Annotated in this window: 19 protein-coding genes; 14 read left to right on the top strand and 5 right to left on the bottom strand. The window is 70.8% G+C overall.

Going from position 1 to position 21247, the window contains the following annotated elements:
• Positions 1-336: 336 nt before the first annotated feature.
• The 9 genes from AVAK2825_RS16140 to AVAK2825_RS16100 all read left to right on the top strand — a co-directional run bounded on the left by AVAK2825_RS16140 (position 337) and on the right by AVAK2825_RS16100 (position 9556).
• Entirely contained in the window at positions 337-1578 is a 1242-nt protein-coding gene (locus tag AVAK2825_RS16140) for an SfnB family sulfur acquisition oxidoreductase (RefSeq protein WP_284400693.1), read from the top strand.
• Between the two features lie 10 nt (positions 1579-1588).
• Positions 1589-2854 (top strand): SfnB family sulfur acquisition oxidoreductase, encoded by a 1266-nt coding sequence (locus AVAK2825_RS16135; RefSeq protein ID WP_284400692.1) that lies wholly within the window; start codon positions 1589-1591, stop codon positions 2852-2854.
• A gap of 31 nt (positions 2855-2885) precedes the next feature.
• Positions 2886-3719 (top strand): MetQ/NlpA family ABC transporter substrate-binding protein, encoded by an 834-nt coding sequence (locus tag AVAK2825_RS16130; protein ID WP_284400691.1) that lies wholly within the window; start codon positions 2886-2888, stop codon positions 3717-3719.
• 19 nt (positions 3720-3738) lie between these two features.
• Positions 3739-5160 (top strand): LLM class flavin-dependent oxidoreductase, encoded by a 1422-nt coding sequence (locus AVAK2825_RS16125; RefSeq protein ID WP_284400690.1) that lies wholly within the window; start codon positions 3739-3741, stop codon positions 5158-5160.
• On the top strand, positions 5157-5987 hold the full coding sequence (locus AVAK2825_RS16120) for a MetQ/NlpA family ABC transporter substrate-binding protein (protein WP_284400688.1): 831 nt from the start codon (positions 5157-5159) through the stop codon (positions 5985-5987). The genes AVAK2825_RS16125 and AVAK2825_RS16120 overlap by 4 nt, the downstream gene beginning before the upstream one ends.
• A gap of 81 nt (positions 5988-6068) precedes the next feature.
• On the top strand, positions 6069-6884 hold the full coding sequence (locus tag AVAK2825_RS16115; protein WP_284400685.1) for a MetQ/NlpA family ABC transporter substrate-binding protein: 816 nt from the start codon (positions 6069-6071) through the stop codon (positions 6882-6884).
• Complete coding sequence (locus AVAK2825_RS16110; RefSeq protein WP_284400683.1) at positions 6881-7711, top strand: MetQ/NlpA family ABC transporter substrate-binding protein; 831 nt, start codon at positions 6881-6883, stop codon at positions 7709-7711. The genes AVAK2825_RS16115 and AVAK2825_RS16110 overlap by 4 nt, the downstream gene beginning before the upstream one ends.
• Entirely contained in the window at positions 7708-8922 is a 1215-nt protein-coding gene (locus AVAK2825_RS16105) for a methionine ABC transporter ATP-binding protein (RefSeq protein ID WP_284400681.1), read from the top strand. The genes AVAK2825_RS16110 and AVAK2825_RS16105 overlap by 4 nt, the downstream gene beginning before the upstream one ends.
• Positions 8894-9556 (top strand): methionine ABC transporter permease, encoded by a 663-nt coding sequence (locus AVAK2825_RS16100; protein WP_272566552.1) that lies wholly within the window; start codon positions 8894-8896, stop codon positions 9554-9556. Before AVAK2825_RS16105 ends, AVAK2825_RS16100 begins: the two co-directional genes overlap by 29 nt.
• 184 nt (positions 9557-9740) lie before the next feature.
• Here the strand turns inward: AVAK2825_RS16100 and AVAK2825_RS16095 are convergent, their stop codons facing one another.
• From AVAK2825_RS16095 to AVAK2825_RS16085, 3 genes are read right to left on the bottom strand one after another with little or no spacing between them, the layout of a single operon-like run.
• Positions 9741-10553 carry an ABC transporter ATP-binding protein gene (locus tag AVAK2825_RS16095; protein ID WP_284400677.1) on the bottom strand — a complete coding sequence of 271 codons (813 nt, stop codon included), beginning with the start codon at positions 10551-10553 and terminating at the stop codon, positions 9741-9743.
• 7 nt (positions 10554-10560) lie between these two features.
• Positions 10561-11403, bottom strand: a complete 843-nt coding sequence (locus tag AVAK2825_RS16090) for an ABC transporter permease (RefSeq protein WP_284400675.1) — start codon at positions 11401-11403, stop codon at positions 10561-10563.
• A 7-nt stretch (positions 11404-11410) separates the two neighbouring features.
• Entirely contained in the window at positions 11411-12409 is a 999-nt protein-coding gene (locus AVAK2825_RS16085) for an aliphatic sulfonate ABC transporter substrate-binding protein (protein WP_284400673.1), read from the bottom strand.
• A gap of 428 nt (positions 12410-12837) precedes the next feature.
• Between AVAK2825_RS16085 and AVAK2825_RS16080 the strand changes: the two genes are divergently transcribed.
• Genes AVAK2825_RS16080 through ssuD form a run of 3 tightly spaced genes read left to right on the top strand, consistent with a single transcriptional unit; the run spans position 12838 to position 16449 of the window.
• Positions 12838-14049, top strand: coding sequence for an acyl-CoA dehydrogenase family protein (locus AVAK2825_RS16080; protein ID WP_284400670.1), 1212 nt, complete (start codon positions 12838-12840; stop codon positions 14047-14049).
• Positions 14050-14089: 40 nt separating this feature from the next.
• Positions 14090-15262, top strand: coding sequence for a sigma-54 interaction domain-containing protein (locus AVAK2825_RS16075; RefSeq protein WP_284400668.1), 1173 nt, complete (start codon positions 14090-14092; stop codon positions 15260-15262).
• Positions 15259-16449: an FMNH2-dependent alkanesulfonate monooxygenase gene (ssuD, locus tag AVAK2825_RS16070; protein ID WP_284400666.1), complete on the top strand. Its 1191-nt coding sequence runs from the start codon at positions 15259-15261 to the stop codon at positions 16447-16449. Before AVAK2825_RS16075 ends, ssuD begins: the two co-directional genes overlap by 4 nt.
• Before the next feature lie 116 nt (positions 16450-16565).
• Here ssuD and AVAK2825_RS16065 read toward each other — a convergent pair whose 3' ends face one another.
• Entirely contained in the window at positions 16566-16832 is a 267-nt protein-coding gene (locus tag AVAK2825_RS16065; protein WP_284400663.1) for a hypothetical protein, read from the bottom strand.
• An 88-nt stretch (positions 16833-16920) separates the two neighbouring features.
• The gene (locus tag AVAK2825_RS16060; RefSeq protein ID WP_284400661.1) at positions 16921-18822 is read right to left on the bottom strand and encodes a methyl-accepting chemotaxis protein; all 1902 of its coding nucleotides are present in this window, start codon (positions 18820-18822) and stop codon (positions 16921-16923) included.
• Between the two features lie 201 nt (positions 18823-19023).
• Here AVAK2825_RS16060 and AVAK2825_RS16055 point away from each other — a divergent pair, with 201 nt between their 5' ends.
• Together AVAK2825_RS16055 and AVAK2825_RS16050 are read left to right on the top strand one after the other, a co-directional pair.
• Positions 19024-19707, top strand: coding sequence for a CerR family C-terminal domain-containing protein (locus AVAK2825_RS16055; protein WP_284400658.1), 684 nt, complete (start codon positions 19024-19026; stop codon positions 19705-19707).
• Positions 19708-19731: 24 nt separating this feature from the next.
• Positions 19732-21207, top strand: coding sequence for an efflux transporter outer membrane subunit (locus tag AVAK2825_RS16050; RefSeq protein WP_284400656.1), 1476 nt, complete (start codon positions 19732-19734; stop codon positions 21205-21207).
• Positions 21208-21247: the final 40 nt, after the last annotated feature.

The following is a 21247-nucleotide window of genomic DNA, read 5'->3' as shown; positions in this document are numbered from 1 at the left end:
GAGACGGGCCAGTTTGCGTGAGTTCGCGCGCAGCAGGCCAATGGCAGCAATCGCTGCACAGCAGCCATAGGCAGTATGGTTCTAGACGACAGCAACGGGCACATACCGTCCACCAGCCAATGGTCATGCATCTGCATGGACGGGCCCCGGCATACCGCGAAGTAGAACCGGAACATCCAGCCTCGAAAGAGCGCGCCGCAACGAACGTGGCCCAAAGCCCATCAGCGACAACTCGTCCGACGCGCCCCCCAGTTGCGAATCCCCACAACGAATCCCGCATATCGATGCGCCGATTCCTTCGCACCACGCAGCCGCCTCTCGCCCTCCAATCGGGGCATGACTGCAAGACCGGCACTGCAACAACACCTGCCCGAGATACCCACCGACGTTGCGCGGATCGCCACCGATGCGCAAGCCATCGCCGCCGCCCACCGGCTGGCGGCTGAATTCGCACCCGGCGCCTCCGAGCGCGACCGCGATCGCCGCCTGCCCTGGGATGAACTCACGCGCTGGTCCGCCAGCGGCTTAGGGTCCATCACCGTACCGCGCGCCTACGGCGGCCCACAGGTGTCCTACGCCACGCTGGCCGAGGTGTTCGTGATCCTGAACGCGGCCGACCCGTCCATCGGGCAGATTCCGCAGAACCATTTCGGCGTGCTGGGTGTGCTGCGCGAGATCGGCACCGAGGCGCAGAAGCAGCGCTTCTACGGCGAGGTGCTGGCCGGCCGCCGGCTGGGCAATGCCGGGCCCGAGCGCAAGGTGGATGGCGCGGCCACCATCCTGCAAAGCGGCACGCGCCTGCGCGCCACGCCGCACGGCCTGCGCCTGACGGGCAAGCGCTTTTATTCCACGGGCGCGCTCTTCGCGCACCGCATCCCCGTGCGGGCCATTGACGACGCGGGCCGCGCCGTGCAGGCCTGGGTGCCGCGCGATGCGCCGGGCGTGGCCGTGGTGGACGACTGGGACGCCTTCGGCCAGCGCACCACCGCCAGCGGCACCGTGGTGTTCGACGACGTGCCGGTCGCTGCCGACGATGTGCTGCCCCTGTGGCAGCTGGCCGACCGGCCGGGCCTCTACGGCCCCTCGTCGCAGTTGTTGCAGGCGGCCATCGACCAGGGCATTGCCGAAGCGGCCGTGGCCGATGCGCGGCGCTTCGTGCGCGAGCGCGCCCGGCCCTGGGTGGATTCGGGCGTGCAGCACGCGCACGACGACCCCTACGTGATCGCCGACGTGGGGCGCCTGCAGATCGACCTGCATGCCGCACGCGAGGTGCTGCGCGAGACCGGTGAGCTGTTCGACACCCTGGCCGCGCAGGCCACCCTCACCGCGGAGGACAGCGCCCGCGCCTCGGTGGCCGTGGCCGAGGCCAAGGTGCTGACCACGCGCATCGCGCTGGAGGCGAGCGAAAAGCTGTTCGAGCTGGCCGGCTCGGCCGCCACGCGCTCCGCGCCCAACCTGGGCCGCCACTGGCGCAACGCCCGCGTGCACACGCTGCACGACCCCGTGCGCTGGAAGCTGCACCTGATCGGCAACCACCGCCTGAATGGCGCCCTGCCCGCGCGGCATTCCTGGAACTGAAAGCGAACCCATGGCCTTGTTGCAATCCATTGAACCGCTCGCAGCCGTGTCCACGCCCGCCGAGCCCGCCCCGGCCTTGCCCGCGGCCCGGCCGCCGCATCGCATCGCCACCGACACCGAGGCCCTTGCCGCCGCGCAGCGCTATGCCGCACGCATCGCCCCCGGCGCGGCCCAGCGCGACCGCGAGCGCCTGCTGCCCTGGGACGCGCTGGACGATTTCGTCGCCACCGGCCTGTGGGCGATCACGGTGCCGCGCGAGTACGGCGGCCCGGGCGTGTCGGCCGGCACGCTGGCCGAGGTCACGGCGCTGGTCAGCGCGGCCGATGGCTCCATCGGCCAGATTCCGCAGAACCATTTCTACGCGCTGGAGGTGCTGCGCGTGGGCGGCACCGACGCGCAAAAGCGCTTCTTCTACGGCCGCGTGCTGGCGGGCGATCGCTTCGGCAATGCGCTGGCGGAGATCGGCCACCAGGACTTCCAGCGCCGCACCCGCCTGGTGCCCGATGGCGAAGGCTTTCGGGTGCAGGGGCGCAAGTTCTATTGCACCGGGGCGCTCTATGCGCACTGGATCCCCACGCTGGTCGTGACCAGGGAAGAAGGGCGCGACGTGACCTACCTCGCCTTCGTTCCACGCACCGCCGAGGGCGTGCATGTCACCGACGACTGGGACGGCTTCGGCCAGCGCGTGACGGGCAGCGGCTCGGTGCAGTTCGACGACGTGCGGGTCGAGCCCGAATGGGTCGTGCCGTTCCTCGCATCTTTCGAGCGGCCCACCCCCATCGGCCCGTTGGCGCAGATCCTGCACGCGGCCATCGACCTGGGGCTGGCCCGGGGCGCACTGGCGGCCACGCTGCCCTTCGTGCGCGAGCATGCACGGCCCTGGATCGATGCGCGCGTGGAGCGCGCCGCCGACGACCCGCTGCTGATCCAGCAGGTGGGCGAGACCGCCGTGCGGCTGCGCGCGGCCGAGGCCCTGGTGCGCCGCGCCGGCCGCTTCGTGGATGCGGCCCAGGCCGACCCGACCGAGCAGCGCGTGGCCGAGGCCTCCATCGCCGTCGCCGAGGCGCGTGCGCTCACCACCACGGCGTCGCTGGACGCGGGCACGCGCCTGTTCGAACTGGGCGGCACCTCCGCCACCACGGGCCAGAAGGGCCTGGACCGCTTCTGGCGCAACGCGCGCACCCACACGCTGCACGACCCGGTGCGCTGGAAGTACCACGCCATCGGCAATTTCCACCTCAACGGCCGCATTCCGCCGCGCCACGGCGCGATCTGATTTTTTCCTTTTCAAAGACCCAGCGACGACCATGAAGCCACGCCGTTTTCTGCACGCTCTTTTCACGTTCTTCACGTTCTCCGCGTTCATCGGCGCGGCCCTGTTCGCCGGCAGCGCCTTGGCCGCACCGCTCAAGATCGGCGTGGTGCCGGGCATCTTTGCCGACTCGGTCGAGGTGGCGGCCAAGGAGGCCAAGGCCCAGGGACTGGACATTCAGGTGGTGGAGTTCACCGACTGGACGACCCCCAACGTGGCGCTGGAGTCGGGCGACATCGACCTGAACTACTACCAGAACAGCAACTACCTGGCGAACGCCGTGCGCAGCAAGGGCTTCCACTTCGTCAGCGTGCAGCCCGGCATCCTGTCGTACCTGGGGCTGTACTCCACCAAACATAGATCGTTGGCCGACGTGCCCAACGGCGCCAAGGTCGCCATCGCCAGCGACCCCGTCAACATCGGCCGTGCCCTGCGCCTGTTGCAGCACGCGGGGCTGATCACGCTGCGCCCGGACACCGGGCTGCTCGGCACGCAGGCCGACATCCGCTCCAACCCGAAGAACCTGCAGTTCATCGAGATCGAAGGCCCGCAACTGGTGCGCGCCACGCAGGACGTGGACCTGGCGCAGGGCTTTCCTTATTTCATCATTCCGTCGAAGGCGTTCGATGCGACCAAAGGCCTGGCCTACACCAGCTATGAGGACGACTCCTGGGCCATCCAGTTCGTGGCGCGCAAGGACAAGGCGGCGGACCCGCGCATCGCGCAGTTCCTGAACATCTACAAGACCTCCGACGCGGTGCGCAAGGCGATCCACGCCTTCTACCTGAACGATTCCAAGCTCTACCGCCTGACCTGGCTGAAGCGCTGAGACGGCACAAGGACCAACCGTGACACAAGCGAAGCGCCACATCCTGCTCAATGCGTTCAACATGAACTGCGTGGGCCACATCAACCACGGGCTTTGGACGCACCCGCGCGACCGCAGCACCGACTACCGCACGCTGGCCTACTGGACCGATCTGGCCCGCACGCTGGAGCGGGGCCTGTTCGACGGCCTGTTCCTGGCCGACATCGTGGGCACCTACGACGTGTACCAGGACAACGTGGACGTGCCGCTGCGCGAATCCATCCAGCTGCCGGTGAACGATCCGCTGCTGCTGGTGCCGGCCATGGCCGCCGCCACGCAGCACCTGGGCTTCGGTGTGACGGTGAACCTGTCGTACGAGGCGCCCTACCTGCTGGCGCGGCGCTTTTCCACGCTCGACCACCTGACCCAAGGCCGCATCGGCTGGAACGTGGTGACCGGCTACCTCGACAGTGCCGCGCGCGCCATGGGCCAGCCGCAGCAGCTGCCGCACGATGAGCGCTACGAACGCGCCGACGAGTACCTGGAGGTGCTCTACCAGCTGTGGGAGGGCAGCTGGGAAGACGGCGCGGTGCGCCGCGACAAGGCCGCGCGCGTGTTCGCCGACCCAGCGCGCGTGCACCAGGTACAGCACCACGGCCGCTATTTCGACGTGGAGGGCTACCACCTCAGCGAGCCCTCGCCGCAGCGCACGCCGGTGCTGTTCCAGGCCGGCAGCTCGGGCCGGGGCCAGCAGTTCGCGGCGCGCCATGCCGAGTGCGTGTTCATCTCGCCCCCCAACAAAGAGGCTGCGCGCAAGACCGTGCAGGCCCTGCGCGAGCAACTGTTGCGGGCCGGCCGCCGGCCCGATGACGTGAAGGTCTTCGTGGGCGCGGCGGTGGTGGTGGGCCGCACCGAGGCCGAGGCGCGCGAGAAGCACGCGGACTACCTGCGCTACGCCAGCCGCGAGGCGGGCCTGGCGCATTTCGCGGCCAGCACCGGCATCGACTTCGCGCAGTACGACCTGGACGCGCCGGTGGACTACTCGCCCGGCAACGCCATCGAATCGGCCAGCCGCACGGCCCAGCAGCACGGCTGGACGCGCCGCAAGCTGCTCGAACTCTTCTCGCTGGGCGGCCGCTACCCGGCCATCGTGGGCGATGCGCAGCAGGTGGCGGACGAACTACAGTCGTGGGTGGCCGAGACCGGCGTGGACGGCTTCAACCTCAGCCGCACCGTGGTGCCGGAGAGCTACGAAGACTTCATCGACCTCGTCATTCCGGAGCTGCAGAGCCGCGGCGTCTACAAGACCGCATACGCCGAAGGCACGCTGCGCAGCCGCCTCTTCGGAGAGGGCGACCGGCTGCCGGCCCGGCATGCCGCCAATTCCTTCCGGCGCCGGGCCGCCAGCGCCGCCACCCACCGGCCGCCCCAACCCCATCCCGCCCTGGAAGCACAGCCATGAAACGCCTGGCCCGACGCATTCTTTCCTGGCTCGCGGCCTTCGCTGCCGCGACGGCAACCGCGCAAACACCCGCGCCACCGCTGCGCATCGGCGTCACGCCCGGTTCGCTGGCCGATTCCGTGCAGGTCGCCGCGCAGGAGGCGCGCCAGCAGGGGCTGGACGTGAAGGTCATCGAGTTCACCGACTGGACCGCGCCCAACACCGCGCTGGCCGCGGGCGACATCGACCTCAATTACTTCCAGCACCAGGCCTTTCTGGACAACGCCATCCGCGAGCGCGGCTATGCGTTCGTCAGCGTGGCCACCGGGCTGCTGCCCAACATCGGCCTGTATTCGCTCAAGGTGCAGCGCTTTGCCGACCTGAAGGACGGTGCCCGCGTGGGCGTGGCCAACGACCCGGTGAACCAGGGCCGCGGCCTGTTGCTGCTGGAAAAGGCCGGCCTCATTCAGCTCAAACCCGGGGTGGGCGCGCGCGGCAGCGTGAACGACATCGTGGCCAACCCGAAGAAGCTGCGCTTTGCCGAGATCGAAGGCCCGCAACTGGTGCGCGCCCTCGACGATCTGGACCTGGCGCAGGGCTACCCGGCGCACTACGTCAATGCCGGCAAGCCCCAGGTGGCAGGCAGCGCGCTGCTGTATTCGGGCATCGACGATCTGGCCTATGCGATTCGCTTCGTCGCGCGCCAGGACAACGCGCAGGACCCGCGCATCCAGCGCTTCGTGAAGGTCTACCAAGACTCGCCCGCCGTGCGCGCGCAGATCGGCAAATCCTTCGCCGGCAATGAGCGGCTCTACAGCCTGCCGTGGCTCGCCAAGGCCGCGCATTGACGCATTCCCGGACTCGCCCCCCGACGCCTTCCTCACCTTCGATTCCTCCCACCCCAACGACCGCCTTTCGCGGCCCCTGACATGCCACTCCATCGCCTCTTTCTCGCCCCCCTCCTCGCCCTCTCCGTGCTGGGCGCCCTGCCCGCCCATGCGGCCGACAAGCTGCGCATCGGCGTGCTGCCGGGCGTTTATGCCGACGCCATCGCGGCCGCCGCCAAGGACGCCAAGGCGCAGGGCATCGACGTCACGGTGACCGAGTTCACCGACTGGACCACGCCCAACGTGGCGGTGGACTCGGGCGACCTGGACATCAACTTCTTCCAGCACCAGCCGTTCCTGGACAACGCGATCCAGAAGAACGGCTTCAAGCTGGCCGGCGCGGGCACGAGCTTTCTGGCCAACATCGGCCTGTACTCGCTCAAGCACAAGACCATCAACGAGGTGCCGGTGGGCGGCAAGGTCGGCCTGGCCAACGACCCGGTGAACCAGGGCCGCGGCTTGCTGCTGCTGCAGAAGGCGGGGCTCATCCAGCTCAAGCCCGGCGTGGGCTTCGTCGGCACGGTGGACGACATCGTGCAGAACCCCAGGAAGCTGAAGTTCGTCGAGGTGGAAGGCCCGCAGCTGGTGCGCATCACCGGCGACGTGGACATCGCCCAGGGCTACCCGCACTTCATCGTGGCCTCGAAGGCGTTCGATCCGTCCAGCGGGCTGGCGTATTCGGGCGTGGAAGACGCGCGCTTCGCGATCCAGTTCGTGGTCAAGGCCAGCCGCACGCAGGACCCGGTGATCCAGAAGTTCGTGAAGGTATTCCAGAACTCCGACGCGGTGAAGGCGGCCATCGACCGCGCCTTCGCGGGCGACAAGCGCCTGTACGTGCTGACCTGGACGCAGCAATGATGCGCGCGCCCCGCTTCTTCCACTTCAAGGCCGCCGCCCTGGGCTGGCTGCTGGCCGCATGCGCCCTCACCGCGCACGCGGCCGACGTGATCCGCATCGGCTCCACGCCCGGCGTCACCTCCGACGCGGTGGAGGCCGTGGTGGCCGAGGCCAAGGCCCAGGGCCTGGAGGTGAAGCTGGTCGAGTTCACCGACTGGACGCTGCCCAACGAGGCGGTGAACAACGGCGACATCGACCTGAACTTCTTCCAGCACCAGGCGTTTTTGAACAACGCCATCAAGGAACGTGGCTACCAGCTGCAGTTGGTGGGCCTGGGCCTGCTGCAGAACATCGGCATCTACTCCAACCGCATCCAGCGGCTGCAGGACGTGCCCGAGGGCGCCAAGGTGTCGGTGGCGAACGACCCGGTGAACCAGGGCCGCGGGCTGCTCCTGCTGCAAAAGGCCGGCCTCATCAAGCTGCGCCAGGGCAATGCCTTGGGCGCCAGCGTGAACGACGTGGTCGAGAACCCCAAGAAGCTGCGCTTCTACGAGATCGAGGGCCCGCAGCTCATCCATTCGCTGCAAGACGTGGACCTGGCCGTGGTGTGGCCCAGCTACTTCGTCAACGCCGGCAAGAAGGAGCAGGCCAGCCGCGCTCTGCTGTATTCGGGCATCGACGATTCGTTCTACGCCATGGGCTTCGTCGCGCGCAAGGACAAGGTGCAGGACCCGAAGATCGCCCGCTTCGTGCAGCTGTTCCAGCAGTCGCCCAAGGTGCGCGAGGTGGTGTCCGCGCGCTTCAACAACGACCCCAAGCTGTACACGCTGCCCTGGAAGACGCCATGAGCCTGACCGCCGCATCCCCATCACCCGTCTGGCGCAGCGCTGCCGGCACGGCACCCTCCCCCACCGCTGCGCCTGCCGGGGCGCCGCAGCCCCGCGCCGGGGCGGCACCGCCGCCCGCACCATCGGCGGAGGCCGGCGCACCTTCGGGCTCCGTGGTCTTCGAGCAGCTCGGCAAGGTGTACGCGTCGTCCGCCGGGCCGGTGGCGGCGCTGGAGGACATCAGCCTCCAGATCCCCGCCGGCAGCATCTTCGGCATCATCGGGCGCAGCGGCGCGGGCAAATCGAGCCTGCTGCGCACCATCAACCGGCTGGAGTCGCCCACCTCGGGCCGCGTGCGGGTGGATGGCACCGACATCGCCACGCTGGACGACGATGGCCTGGTGGCCTTGCGCCGGCGCATCGGCATGATCTTCCAGCACTTCAACCTGCTGGCCGCCAAGACGGTGTACGACAACGTGGCCTTGCCGCTGCGCGTGGCCGGCTGGCGGCCCGCTGCCATCCACCAGCGGGTCGAGGAGCTGCTGGCCCTGGTGGGCCTCTCGGACAAGCACCGCACCTACCCCGCGCGCCTGTCGGGTGGGCAGAAGCAGCGCGTGGGCATTGCCCGGGCGCTGGCCACGGCGCCGGAGATCCTGCTGTGCGACGAGGCCACCTCGGCACTGGACCCGGAGACCACGCATGCCATCCTGCAGCTGCTGCAGGGCATCAACCGGCGCTTGGGCATCACCGTCATCCTCATCACGCACGAGATGAGCGTGATCCGCGAGATCGCCGACCAGGTGCTGGTGCTGGAGCAGGGCCGCATCGCCGAGCAGGGCGAGGTGTGGAAGGTGTTCGGCGCGCCGCAGCACGACGCCACGCGCGCGCTGCTGGCGCCGCTGCAGCACGGCCTGCCCGACGACCTGCAGGGGCGGCTGCAGGCCGAGCCACCGGCGCAGGGCGGCTACCAGCGCATCCTGCGCCTGGGCTACACCGGCGAGGGCGGGCTGGAGCCCGATTTCGCGCGCATCGCCCAGGCCCTGCACAGCCCCGTCAGGCTGGTGCACGGCGGCGTGGACCGCATTCGCGGCCATGCGCAGGGCCGACTCATCGTGTCGCTGCCCGGCACGGTGCCGCTGCCTGATTTCGTCCATCTGGTGCAAGGCCCTGGCGCCATTGCCCATTCCATCGAGGTGATCGGCCATGTCGCTGACGTTGAGCATTCCCTTTGAGCGCTACACCCAGGCGTTTCTCGACACGCTGACCATGGTGGGCACCTCGGCCGCCATCGCCTTCGTGGCGGGCATTCCGCTGGCGGTGCTGCTGATCGTGACCGCGCCCGGGGGTTTCCTCGCCTCGCCGCGCATCCACCGCGGGGTGGGCAGCGTGGTCAACGGCTTTCGGGCCACGCCCTTCATCGTGCTGCTGGTGGCGCTGATTCCGTTCACGCGGCTGGTCACCGGCACCACCATCGGCGTGTGGGCGGCCATCGTGCCGCTGGCCATCAGCGCCACGCCGTTCTTCGCGCGCATCGCCGAGGTGAGCCTGCGCGAGGTGGACCCGGGCCTGATCGAGGCCGCGCAGGCCATGGGCTGCCGCAAGTGGCACATCGTCTGGCACGTGTACCTGCCCGAGGCGCTGCCCGGCATCGTCGGCGGCTTCACCATCACGCTGGTGGCGCTCATCAGCTCGTCCGCCATGGCGGGCGCCGTGGGCGCGGGCGGCCTGGGCGACCTGGCGATCCGCTACGGCTACCAGCGCTTCGACACGCAGGTGATGCTGATCGTCATCGCCGTGCTGATCGCGCTGGTGTCGCTGGTGCAGTTCAGCGGCGACCGGTGGGTGCGCTGGCTGCGCAGCCGGTAGCGCGTGGCGGGTGACCGGTGGAGCCGCCGTGGCGCTGGCTGCACGCCTGGGGAAACGGGATGCGCGTCAGCAGCCCGCCTTCCAGGGGTTTCAAGCCAAATCGGCCTCCAGCACATGATTCACTAGGGCATTTTGCTATCAAAAATATAGTACGAGAATGTGCCGCCGCGCCCCGGCTCGTTCGTCAGAACGCGTGGGCGTGCCGCAGCGCGTCCAGCACCCGCACGCGCAGGGCGCCCAGCGATTCGTCTTCGCGCCGGCGCGGGCGGGGCAGCGGGTTGTCGATGACCTGCAGCTCGGCACCGGCGCGCGCCTCCAGCACCACCACGCGGTCGCTCAGGAGGAGCGCCTCGTCCACGTCGTGCGTGACCAGCAGCAGCGCCAGGCCGTGGCGGCGCGCCACCTCGGCCAGCAGTTGCTGCAGGCGGGCGCGGGTGAAGGCATCGACGGCCGAAAAGGGCTCGTCCAGCAGCAGCAGGCGCGGCCGCGTGAACAGGCCCCGGGCGATGGCCACGCGCTGCGCCTGGCCGCCGGACAGCTGCTTCGGCAAGCGGTCTTCGAAGCCCGCCAGTCCCACTTCGGCCAGCAGCTCGCGCACCTGCGGGTGACTGCGCCCGGCGCGGCCCAGATCGAACGCCACGTTCTCGGCCACGGTGAGCCAGGGGAACAGGCGCGGCTCCTGGAAGATGAAGCCGATGTCACGCGTGATGCCCTGCTGCGGCTCGCCGGCCAGGCGCACCTGGCCGTCGTACTGCGTGTCCAGCCCCGCGACGATGCGCAGCAGCGTGCTCTTGCCGCAGCCGCTGGCGCCCACGAGGCTGACCACCTCGCCGGGGGCGATGTCCAACTGCACGTTCTGCAGCACGGGCTTGTCGCCGTAGGCCTTGCGGCGCACGCGGGCCTGCAGCAGCGGGCCGCCCTTCGCATCCTGGGCCTGCAGCAGCGGGCCGTCCACAGCGAGAGACGCTGGAGCGATGGCGTCTTGCAATGCAGTCATCGTTGGTTCAGTCCCGCGCCGTGTTGTCATAAGTGTCGCGCCAGGCCAGCAAGCGCTTCTCCAGCCAGGCCATGCCCGTGTCGGTGACCTTGCCCAGCAGCGCCAGCAGCACGATGGCCGCCAGCACGATGTCGGCGCGGCCCATCTCGCGGCCGTCGGTCAGCAGGTAGCCCAGGCCGCGCGTGGCGGCGATGAGTTCGGCCGCCACCATGAACATCCACGCCAGGCTCAGGCCGTTGCGCAGCCCGGTCAGCACCGCCGGCAGGGCGGCCGGCAGCAGCACGCGGCGCACCATGGCGACGGCGCCCAGCCGGTGCATGCGGGCAGCCTCCACCAGTTTGCGGTCCACATCGCGAAAGCCCGAGGCCACGCCCATGTAGACCGGGAAGAACGCGCCGATGGCAATCAGCGCGATCTTGGACGCCTCGTCGATGCCCAGCCACAGCAGCAGCAGCGGCACCCAGGCCAGCGACGGAATGGCGCGCAGCGCCTGGAAGGTCGGGTCCAGCAGCCCTTCGGCCCGGCGCGAGAGCCCGACCAGCGCGCCGATGGCGATCGCCAGCACGGTGCCGATGGCAAAGCCCGCCGCCACGCGCGCGCTGCTGGCGAGCACATGGCCTGCCAGGCCCTGCCCGCCGAAACTGATGAGGGTCTGGACGATCTCGGTGGGCGCGGGCAGCAGGTGCGGGCTGACCCAGCCGGCGCGCACGGCGCCTTCCCACACGGCCAACACCCCGGCCGGCAGGATCCAGCCCGTGCCCAGCGCGCTCCAGCCCCGGCGGCGCGGTGCGGTGCGGGCGGTCTCCACGGCCGGGCCGATGCCGGACCATTCCTGCGGGTTGGCGGACATGGCGCGGTCAGGCCGGCGAGGCCGCCGACGCGCTCGTCACGCTGCGCGCGAACTGCGTGTCCACCAGGTCGGTGACCACTTTGTTCAACGCCGTGCCGGGCCGCACCAGGGCTTCGGACAGGAGCAGCGGGGCGGCGCCCTGCAGCGCGGCGATGTGTTCCTGCGATGGCTGCGGGTTGGACAGGTCGGTGCGCAGTTTGAGCTGCAGCAGCGCCACCTCCAGGCTGACCTTGGCCTCCTCCGACAGGATCCTGGCCGCCTCGGTGGTGTGGGCCAGGATCCATTGGCGGGCCCGCTCGTAGCCGGCCAGCACGCGGCGCGTCTCGGCGGCGCGCTGGGCCAGGAACTCTTCGCGCACGTTCAAAAAGCCGTAGGTGTTGAACGCCACGTTGCGGTAGATGAGGCGCGAGCCCGCATCCAGCTCGCTGGCGGCCATCAGCGGATCGAGCCCCGCCCAGGCGTCCACGCGGCCCTGCTCCAGCGCGGTGCGGCCGTCGGCGTGCTGCAGCGCGACGATCTCCACGTCGTTGCGCTTCAAGCCCGCCACCTGCAGCGAGCGCAGCAAGAAGAGGTACGGGTCGGTGCCCTTGGTGGCGGCGACCTTCTTGCCCTTGAGTTCCTTCACCGACTGGATGGGCGAATCCTTGCGCACCACCAGCGCCGTCCATTCGGGGCGCGAGAAGATGTACGGTGCCCGGATCGGGTTGCCGTTGGCCTTGGACAGCAGCGCGGCCAGCCCGGCCGACGAGCCGATGTCGATGCTGCCCGCATTCAAATACTCCAGCGCGCGGTTGCTGCCCGCGCTGAACACCCACTTCACGGCCGTGCCGTCCTGCTTGAACGACTCTTCCAGCCAGCCAAAGCGGCGCAGCACCAGGCTGGAGGGCGAATAGGTGGCGTAGTCCAGGCGCAGTTCCTTCAGCGGCTGCGCGGCGTGCGCGGTGTGCGAGGCCAGTGGCCCGGCCAGCGCTGCGGCGCCGGCCGACAGCAGGGTGCGTCGTTGCATGGTGGTGGGTTCCCGGTGAATGCGGTGAGGGTGCGGCGCAGTATCGGGCGCGGCTTGCCGCACGGCCAAGAACGTTATTCGTCTATTTTTATGAGAAACCTGCCGCGCTTGACGTGCCCCTGACGCGCCCCTGAAAAGCCGGCCGCTGGCCTGCACCAGCCGCTGCACGGAAGCAGCAAATTGCGCACGAATCACGCAGCAGGCCGCTGCGCGCATGGCGCGGCGGTCCGGCGCAGCCCAAGGCGAAGCGGGGCGCACCGCGCCCCATGGCCGCCCGGCAGGCCGCAGCACGCGCATCGGCCAAAAACCGCATAAGCACGCGCGAATTCCGCATGTGGCGAGCCCTCGCGCCTGCGCACACTGGACCCACTCGCGGCGGCGGGCGCCCCCGGCCCGACCGCCCCCACCCCTTTGCCGGCGCCCCACCCATGTCCTCACGCGACCCCCAACTGCACCCGCCCGAAGCCCCGCCCACGGCGCCCGCCTCGCCCCTGCCCACGGCCCAAGCGCTGGCCGACCGGTTCGCCGCCACCGCCGCCGAGCGCGATGCCCGCGGCGGCACGCCGAAGGCCGAGCGCGATGCGCTGCGCGCCAGCGGCCTGCTGTCGCTCTCCATCCCCACCGCGCAGGGCGGCCAGGGCGCCGACTGGGCGACCACGCTGCAGACGGTGCGCACCCTCGCGCAGGCCGACAGCTCACTGGCCCACGTCTACGGCTTTCACCACCTGCTGCTGGCCACCGTGCGCCTGTTCGCGCGGCCCGAACAGTGGGTGCCATGGCTGGAGCAGACAGCGCGCAAGCAATGGTTCTGGGGCAACGCGCTCAACCCGCTGGACACGCGCACCGCCGTGCGCCGCATCGGCGACTGGTACGACTTCTCGGGCAAGAAAAGCTTTTGCTCGGGCGCGCTGGATTCCGAGATGCTGGTCGCCTCGGGCATCGACGAACACACCGGCCAGTTGCTGATCGCCGCCATTCCCACGGCCCGCGCGGGCATCACCCTGAACGGCGACTGGAACAGCTTCGGCCAGCGCCAGACCGACAGCGGCAGCGCCCTGTTCGAGAACGTGCGGGTGGAGGGCAGCGAGCTGCTGCGCGACCCCGGCCCGCTGACCACGCCGCGCTCGTCGCTGCGGCCGCTGCTGGCGCAGCTGGTGTTCGTGCACCTGTTCCTGGGCCTGGCCGAGGGCGCGTTCGCGCAGGCGCGGCACTACACGCTCAACGAGTCGCGCCCCTGGTTCCGCTCGCCCGCCGAACGCGCCAGCGAAGACCCGTACATCCAGTCGCACTACGGCGAGTTCTTCGTCGGGCTGGAGAGCGTGCGCCTGCTGGCCGCGCAGGCCGCCGCCACGTTCGACGCGGCCTGGTCCCAAGGCGACGCGCTGGACGCCGAAGGCCGCGGCCGCGTGGCCGTGGCCGTGGCGACGGCCAAGGTGGCATCGACGCGCGTGGGGCTGGACGTGACCAGCCGGCTCTTCGAGACCACCGGCGCGCGCGCCACGCACGGCGCGCTGCGGCTGGACCGCTTCTGGCGCAACCTGCGCACGCAGACGCTGCACGACCCGGTGGACTACAAGCTGCAGGAGCTGGGCGACTGGGCGCTGCACGCCAGGGTGCCGGCACCGTCGTTCTATTCGTGATCGCCCGGCACGATCGCTTTCAAACTCCAGGCTGAAGACCATGGCGACCCTCCCCGCATGGCCCGCCGCACCGGCCCGCACCGCCACCGCCACGCCCGCCCCCCCCGAGGCCGGCCTGGCGTGGATCTTCGAAGACCCGCGCTCCAAGGCGCTGCTGGCCGAGGTGGAGCAGGTGGCCCCCAGCGACGCCGGCGTGCTCATCACCGGCGAGAGCGGCACCGGCAAGGAGCTGATCGCGCGCTACCTGCACAGCCGCAGCCCGCGCAGCGCCGCGCCCTTCGTGGCCGTGGGCTGCGGCGCGTTCTCCGAAGCGCTGGTCGATTCGGAGCTGTTCGGCCATGAAAGCGGCGCCTTTCCCGGCGCCTTCGGGGCGCAGCCCGGCTGGTTCGAGGAAGCCCACGGCGGCACCATCTTCCTGGACGAGGTGAACGACCTGCCGCTGGCCGTGCAGAACAAGCTGCTGCGCGTGCTGCAGCAGCGCGAGGTGGTGCGCGTGGGCGGGCGCCAGCCCATTCCCATCGACGTGCGCATCGTGGCCGCCGCGTCGGTGGACCTGCAGGAACTGGTGCGCCAGCAGCGCTTTCGCAAGGACCTGTACTACCGCCTGAACGTGGTGAGCCTGGAGGTGCACACGCTGCGCGAGCGCCCGGGCGACATCGTGCCGCTGGCGCGCCATTTCATCGACGCCTACAGCCGGCGCCTGGGCTACCCGCGCCCGCAGCTCACGCCCGCCGCCGAACGCGCGCTGCAGCAGGCGCCCTGGCCCGGCAACGTGCGCGAGCTGGAAAACACCATCCACCGCACGCTGCTGCTGGGCGACGGCCGCACGCTGGACGCCGCCGATCTGCGGCTGTCCGGCGCCGCACGGCCGGGCACCGAGCCCGAAGCCCCGGCGACAGCGGCGCCGCTGCAGGCTGCCAGTCCCTCGCCCCCGGGCCTGCCGCTGCTGCGCCAGGCCGTGCGCCAGCTGTGCGAAGCGCATGTGCCCGCGCTCTACCAGACGGTGGAAGACGCCGTGCTGCTGGAGGTCTTCCGCTGGTGCCACTACAGCCAGAGCGAGGCCGCACGCGTGCTGGGCCTGAGCCGCAACGTGGTGCGCGCGCGGCTCATCCGCCTGGGCGAGGTCGGCGCGCCGCGCCGCGCCGGCGCCGATGCGGGCGCGCCAACCGCCGAATTCCCACCCGACACCGATTCCGAAAGCCCTTCCCCATGAGTCCGACCCCCGACCTCTTCTGGTTCCTGCCCACCTCGGGCGACACGCGCTACCTGGGCACCTCCGACTTCGGCCGCGCGCCCACCAATGCCTACCTGCGCCAGATCGCGGTGACCTCCGAGCAGCTGGGCTACGACGGCCTGCTCATTCCCACCGGCAGCTCGTGCCTGGACCCGTGGGTGACCGCCGCCAGCCTGGTGCCCGTCACCCAGCGCATCAAGCTGCTGGTGGCCCTGCGCACCTCGCTGGGCAACCCCACCGCGTCGGCGCGGCAGGCCGCCTCGCTCGATCAGGCGCTGGGCCCCGGCCGCCTGCTGCTGAACGTGGTTCCCGGCGGCGATGCGACCGAGCTGGCGGCCGACGGCGTGTTCTACAGCCATGACGAGCGCTACGCCGCCAGCGACGAGTTCCTGACCCTCTGGCGCCGGCTGCTGCTGGGCGAGAAGGTCGATTTCGAAGGCCGGCACCTGAAGGTGCAGGGCGCGCAGAACTTCTTCACGCCCGCCACGCAGCCCTACCCGCCGCTCTACTTTGGCGGCTCGTCGCCCGCCGCGCACGCGCTGGCCGCGCGCCATGTCGATGCCTACCTGACCTGGGGCGAGCCGCCCGCCGCGGTGGCCGAAAAGATCGCCGATGTGCGCGCCCGCGCCGCCGCCGCAGGCCGCGATCTCGACCGGCACCCGCTGCGCTTCGGCGTGCGCCTGCATGTCATCGTGCGCGAGACCAGCGAAGAGGCCTGGGCCGATGCCGACCGCCTCATCAGCCGGCTGACCGACGACGACATCGCCCGCGCCCAGCAGAACTACGCGCGCATGGATTCCGAGGGCCAGCGCCGCATGGCCGCGCTGCACGGCGGCCGGCGCGACCGGCTGGTGGTGGGCCCCAACCTGTGGGCCGGCGTGGGCCTGGTGCGCGGCGGCGCGGGCACCTCGCTGGTGGGCAATGCGCAGGAGGTGGCCGAGCGGCTGCAGGAATACGTGGACGTGGGCGTGGACCGCTTCGTGCTCTCGGGCTACCCGCACCTGGAGGAAGCCATCCGCTTCGCCGAGCTGGTGTTTCCGCTGCTGCCCGGCCGGCAGGCGGTGACGCTGCGCGACCAGTCGCTGACCGGCGGCGCGTTCGACATCCGGGCGAGCCGGCCGGCGGCGGAATCAGCGGCAGCGCCTGTGCCGGAGACCGCTCTATAAACCGCTGGAAAAAGCCATTTCAGCCATTTAGTTAATAGCAAACACCAAGATCCGATGACGATTCACGGCACGGCCACGCCTCTTTCGCAAGCGAGTCCAACGCGTGTCGGCGATCACTATCGTCGGCGAAGGTACGTTGACCAAATCCAATGCGCGCTCCATGCGAAAGCCGCGCAGATGAGCATGTACGGCACCAGCGCGGCGTAAAACCCGACGGGATCTGAAGACTGAAAAATGGTGCGCCCAGCACCCGCTTTTGAAAGCGCCTGCACTTTTCCCGAACTGAAGCTGTTGGCAATGCCCATCGAACATGCCAAAGCAAAACCCGCGAGGATCAGCACGCATGTCCAGTAGCCCAGTCGTTCGTACTTGGAGGATTTCATCCGTTTCCTGGCATTGCACCCACGGCCCGCTTGCGCTGACAGCCCCCGCTTCGGCACCCAAAGCATGCACGGAGGGTGCTAGATCGTCCTAGAAGGTTTCCCAGTCGTCGTCCGACCGCGATGACGGCGCGGGCGCCGGGCGCGGCGCAGCGGCCCGGGGGGCGGCCGGTGCCGGTGCCGGCGTGGCAGGCGCCTTGGGCTTGGCGGCCGGGGCGGACAGCGCGGGCGCGCTCGCGGCGGGTTTGGCGGTGGAGGGAGCCGCGGATTTCGCAGCCGGCTTCGGTGCTGGCGCTACTGCCGCAGCGGGCGAAGGCGTGGCCGAGACGGCCGGGCGCACCGGCACCGGCCGGGCCACCACGCGGGCGGGTGCCGCGACCGGGGCCGCACTGCGCGAAGGCGTGGCCGCCACCGCCGCCAGTGGCACCGCGCTCGCATCCACGCGGAACTGTGAGACAGCCTCGCGCAGGCGCTTGGCCTGCTCTTCCAGCGACGAGGCCGCCGCTGCCGACTCTTCCACCAGCGCCGCGTTCTGCTGCGTGGCCTGGTCCATCTGCACCACGGCCTGGTTCACCTGGTCGATGCCCGAGGACTGCTCGGTGGAAGCGGCCGAGATCTCGCCCATGATGTCCGTCACGCGCTGCACCGAGGCCACGATCTCCTGCATGGTCGCGCCCGCGCGCTCCACCTGGGCCGAGCCCGCGCCCACCTTGCCCACCGACTCGTCGATCAGGCCCTTGATCTCCTTGGCGGCGGTGGCGCTGCGCTGGGCCAGGGCCCGCACCTCGCTGGCCACCACGGCGAAGCCCCGGCCCTGCTCGCCGGCACGCGCCGCTTCCACGGCCGCGTTCAGCGCGAGGATGTTGGTCTGGAAGGCGATGCCGTCGATCACCGCGACGATGTCCGCGATGCGGCGCGAGCTGCCCGCGATCTCCTGCATCGTCGCCACCACCTCGCCGACCGCCGCGCCGCCGCGCTGGGCCACCGCCATGCTGCTGGCGGCCAGCTGGTTGGCCTGGCGCGCGCTGTCGGCGTTCTGCTTCACGGTGGACGACAGCTGCTCCATGCTGGCGGCGGTTTCCTCCAGCGACGCGGCCTGCTGCTCGGTGCGACCGCTCAGGTCGCTGTTGCCCAGCGCGATCTCGCGCGAGCCGGTGTGGATCTCTTCCACGCCCTGGCGCACCTGCGTGACCATGCGTGCCAGGCCCTCCTGCATGGTGCGCGCGGCGCCCATCAGGCGGCCGATCTCGTTGGACGAGCGCACCTCGATGCGCGTGGTGAGGTCGCCCTGGGCGACCTTTTCCAGCAGCGCGCCGGCGTCGTCCAGCGGCGCCAGCACGTTGCGGCGGATGAACACCCAGCACAGGACCGCCAGCACCACGCCCACCACCACCAGCACGCCGGCCGCGATCTCGGCGATGTACAGCAGCCGCACCGACTGCGCCTGCAGGGCATTGCCGCGCTCGCCTTCGGCATCGAAGAGCTGCTTCATCAGCCCCTCCATGTCCGCCAGCAGCTTGTTGCGCTGGGCGACGATCTCCTTGCCGCTGTATTCGGCCTCGTTGCCGCCGGCCAGGCCCACGGCGCCGCGCTGCACCAGGGCGGCGTAGGCGTCGAAGGCGGTGATCATCGCCGTGGCGAGCTGGCGCTCCTGCGCCCAGTCGGCGGGCAGGCCCTGCGCCACGGACTGCAGGATGGGGCGTGCCTCCTGCATGGATTTCTCGGCGCGCATGGTCTGCGACCGCACGCTGTCGGGCGGGTCGCCGCGCAGCACGTTGCGGTGGCCCACGGCCAGGGCGACGCGGTTGTCCCACATGCGGATCTCGGCCTGCTTGAGCGCGAGCATGTCGCGGGTCGTGCGGTCCTGCACCTCGCCGGCCATCACGCCGGCGCGGGTGCCCACCCAGCCCACCCCCACCGAGACCAGCAGCGCGCCGGTGAAGAACAGCAGCACCAGCAGCAGCGCCACCCGGATGGAAAGATTCCTGAACATGCCAACCCCTTGATCGAACCGGTCCACGGCGGACCACAACCCCACACCGTTTGCAACAAAAAGTTTGCCAGAAAAAGCCGACAAAACATGTCGGCTACCCGGTTGATTTCGCCCAGTGTGTCGGCTCAGCCACGCCCACCGCCCACGGCGGCCCCGGGGTTTAAAACAAACGTTTGATTTATCGTGGTCTAATCCGCCGCGATGTCTCCCACCAGCCCTACCGCCGCCCCGGCCGACGCCGCCGCCGGCACCCCCACGGCCCGACTGCGGCTGCTGCATGCGGCGCTGCGGCTGTTCGCCGAGCACGGCTACGCCAAGACGTCGATCCGCGCCATCGCGCAGGCCGCCCAGGCCAACGTGGCCGCCGTGAGCTACTACTTCGGCGACAAGGCGGCCCTGTATGCCGCGCTGTTTTCCGAGCCGTTCGGCGACATGCCTTCGCTGGTGGCGGACTTCACCCGCGACGGGCTCGACCTGCGCGAGGCGATGCAGCGCTACTTCCGCGGGGTGCTGGCCCCGCTGCAGCACGGCGAGATGGCGCGCCAGTTCATGCGGCTGCACATCCGCGAGATGCTGGAGCCCACCAGCCAGTGGGAAAAGGAACTGGAGCAGGACGTGCGCCAGCCCCATGACGCCATGGTGCGGCTGCTGGGCCGGCACCTGGGCGTGGCCGGCCCCGACGACGACCTGCACCGGCTGGTGCTGGCCATCACCGGCCTGGCCTTCCAGATCTGGTGCCAGCAGGAGGTGCTGGCCGCGATGGAGCCGCAACTGCTGGCCACCCCCGAAGCCGTGGACGCCTGGACCGACCGGCTCACCGAATACGCGCTCGCCATGGTGGCGGCCGAGCAGGCGCTGCGCGCGCCGGCCGCGGCACCCCGCTAGCGCCATGCCTTTTTCTGGTTGCCCATGAAAACACCCCCAACGCACCGCCCCCCCCGCGCCTTGCTGGCCCTCACCCTGCCCCTGTGGCTGGCCGCCTGCGCCGTCCCCAGCCCCGCCCCGCGCGTGGAGGCGCCCACGCCCGCCGGCTGGCAGGCGCCGCTGCCCCACCAGGGCAGCGTGGCCGACCTGTCCCGCTGGTGGGAGCGCGCCGGCGACCCGCTGCTGGCCGAGCTGATCGCCTCGGCGCAGGACATCAGCCCGAGCGTGGCGCAGGCCCGGGCGCGCCTGGCGCAGGCCCGCGCGGCCCGGGTGAGCGCGCGCGCCGCGCTGCTGCCCTCGCTGGACGGGCAGGCCAGCGCGAGCCGCGGCGTGAACGAGCAGGTCGGCGGCCTGGCCAGCACGGCCCAGGCCGCGCTGCAGGCCAGCTGGGAGGTGGACCTGTTCGGCGGCAACGCCGCCGCCAACCAGGCCGCGCTGCAGCGGCTGGCCGGCGCCCAGGCGCAGTGGCACGAGGCCCGCGTTTCCGTCGCGGCCGAAGTCGCCACGCAGTACAGCAGCTGGCGCCAGTGCCTGGCGCTGGCGGAGGTGGCCGCCTCCGATGCCGCCTCGCGCGGGCAGACCGCGCAACTGTCGCGCCTGAGCGAGCGGGCCGGCTTCACCGCCCCGGCCACGCTCGCCCTGGCGCAGGCCAGCGAGGCCGAAGGCCGCGTGCGCGCCGAGCAGCAGCGCATGGCCTGCGAGATCGATCTCAAGACCCTGGTGGCCCTCACCGGCCGGGACGAATCCGCGCTGCGCGCCCGCGCCGCCGCCGCGCCGCTGGCACCGGCGCCCGACGCGCTCTTCGCCATCGAGGCCCTGCCCGCGCGCGTGCTGGCCCAACGGCCCGACGTGTACGCGGCCGAGCGCGAGGTGGCGGCCACCAGCGCCGACGTGGGCAGCGCCCGCGCCCAGCAGTTGCCGCGCCTCACGCTCAGCGGCTCGGTTGGCCGCGGCTGGGTGCGCACGGGTGGGGCCAGCATCACCTCCAACACCTGGTCCATCGGGCCGGTGGGGCTGTCGCTGCCGATCTTCGATGCGGGCCGGCGCGCGGCGCAGGTGGATTCCGCCCAGGCGCAGTACGACGCGGCCGTGCAGCAGTACCGCGGCACGGTGCGCCAGGCCGTGAGCGAGGTCGAGCAGGCGCTGGTGCGCTTGGCCAGCACCGCGGCGCGCAGCACCGATGCGCAGCGCGCCGCGGACGGCTACCGCGCCTCGTTCACCGCCACCGAGGCGCGCTGGCGCGGCGGGCTGGCGAGCCTGGTCGAGCTGGAGGATTCGCGCCGCACGGCGCTGGCCTCCGAGACCGCGCTCATCACCCTGCGGCAGGAGCGCATGGCGGCCTGGATCGGCCTGTACCGCGCCGCAGGCGGCGGCTGGGAGGCCGAGGCCACGCCGCAGGCCGCGGCGGCGGCGCCCCTGCCCGCCTCGACCCTGGCCCCTTCCGCCACGCCCGCCCGGTGAGCCGCCATGCATCGCCGCACCGCTCGCCCCCGTCTTCCGC

Origin of the sequence: Acidovorax sp. SUPP2825, assembly GCF_030158995.1 — a bacterium.
Taxonomy (GTDB): Bacteria; Pseudomonadota; Gammaproteobacteria; order Burkholderiales; family Burkholderiaceae_C; genus Paracidovorax.
The sequence above is the reverse complement of the archived record's forward strand: the minus strand, read 5'-3'. Positions and strand labels throughout refer to the sequence as shown.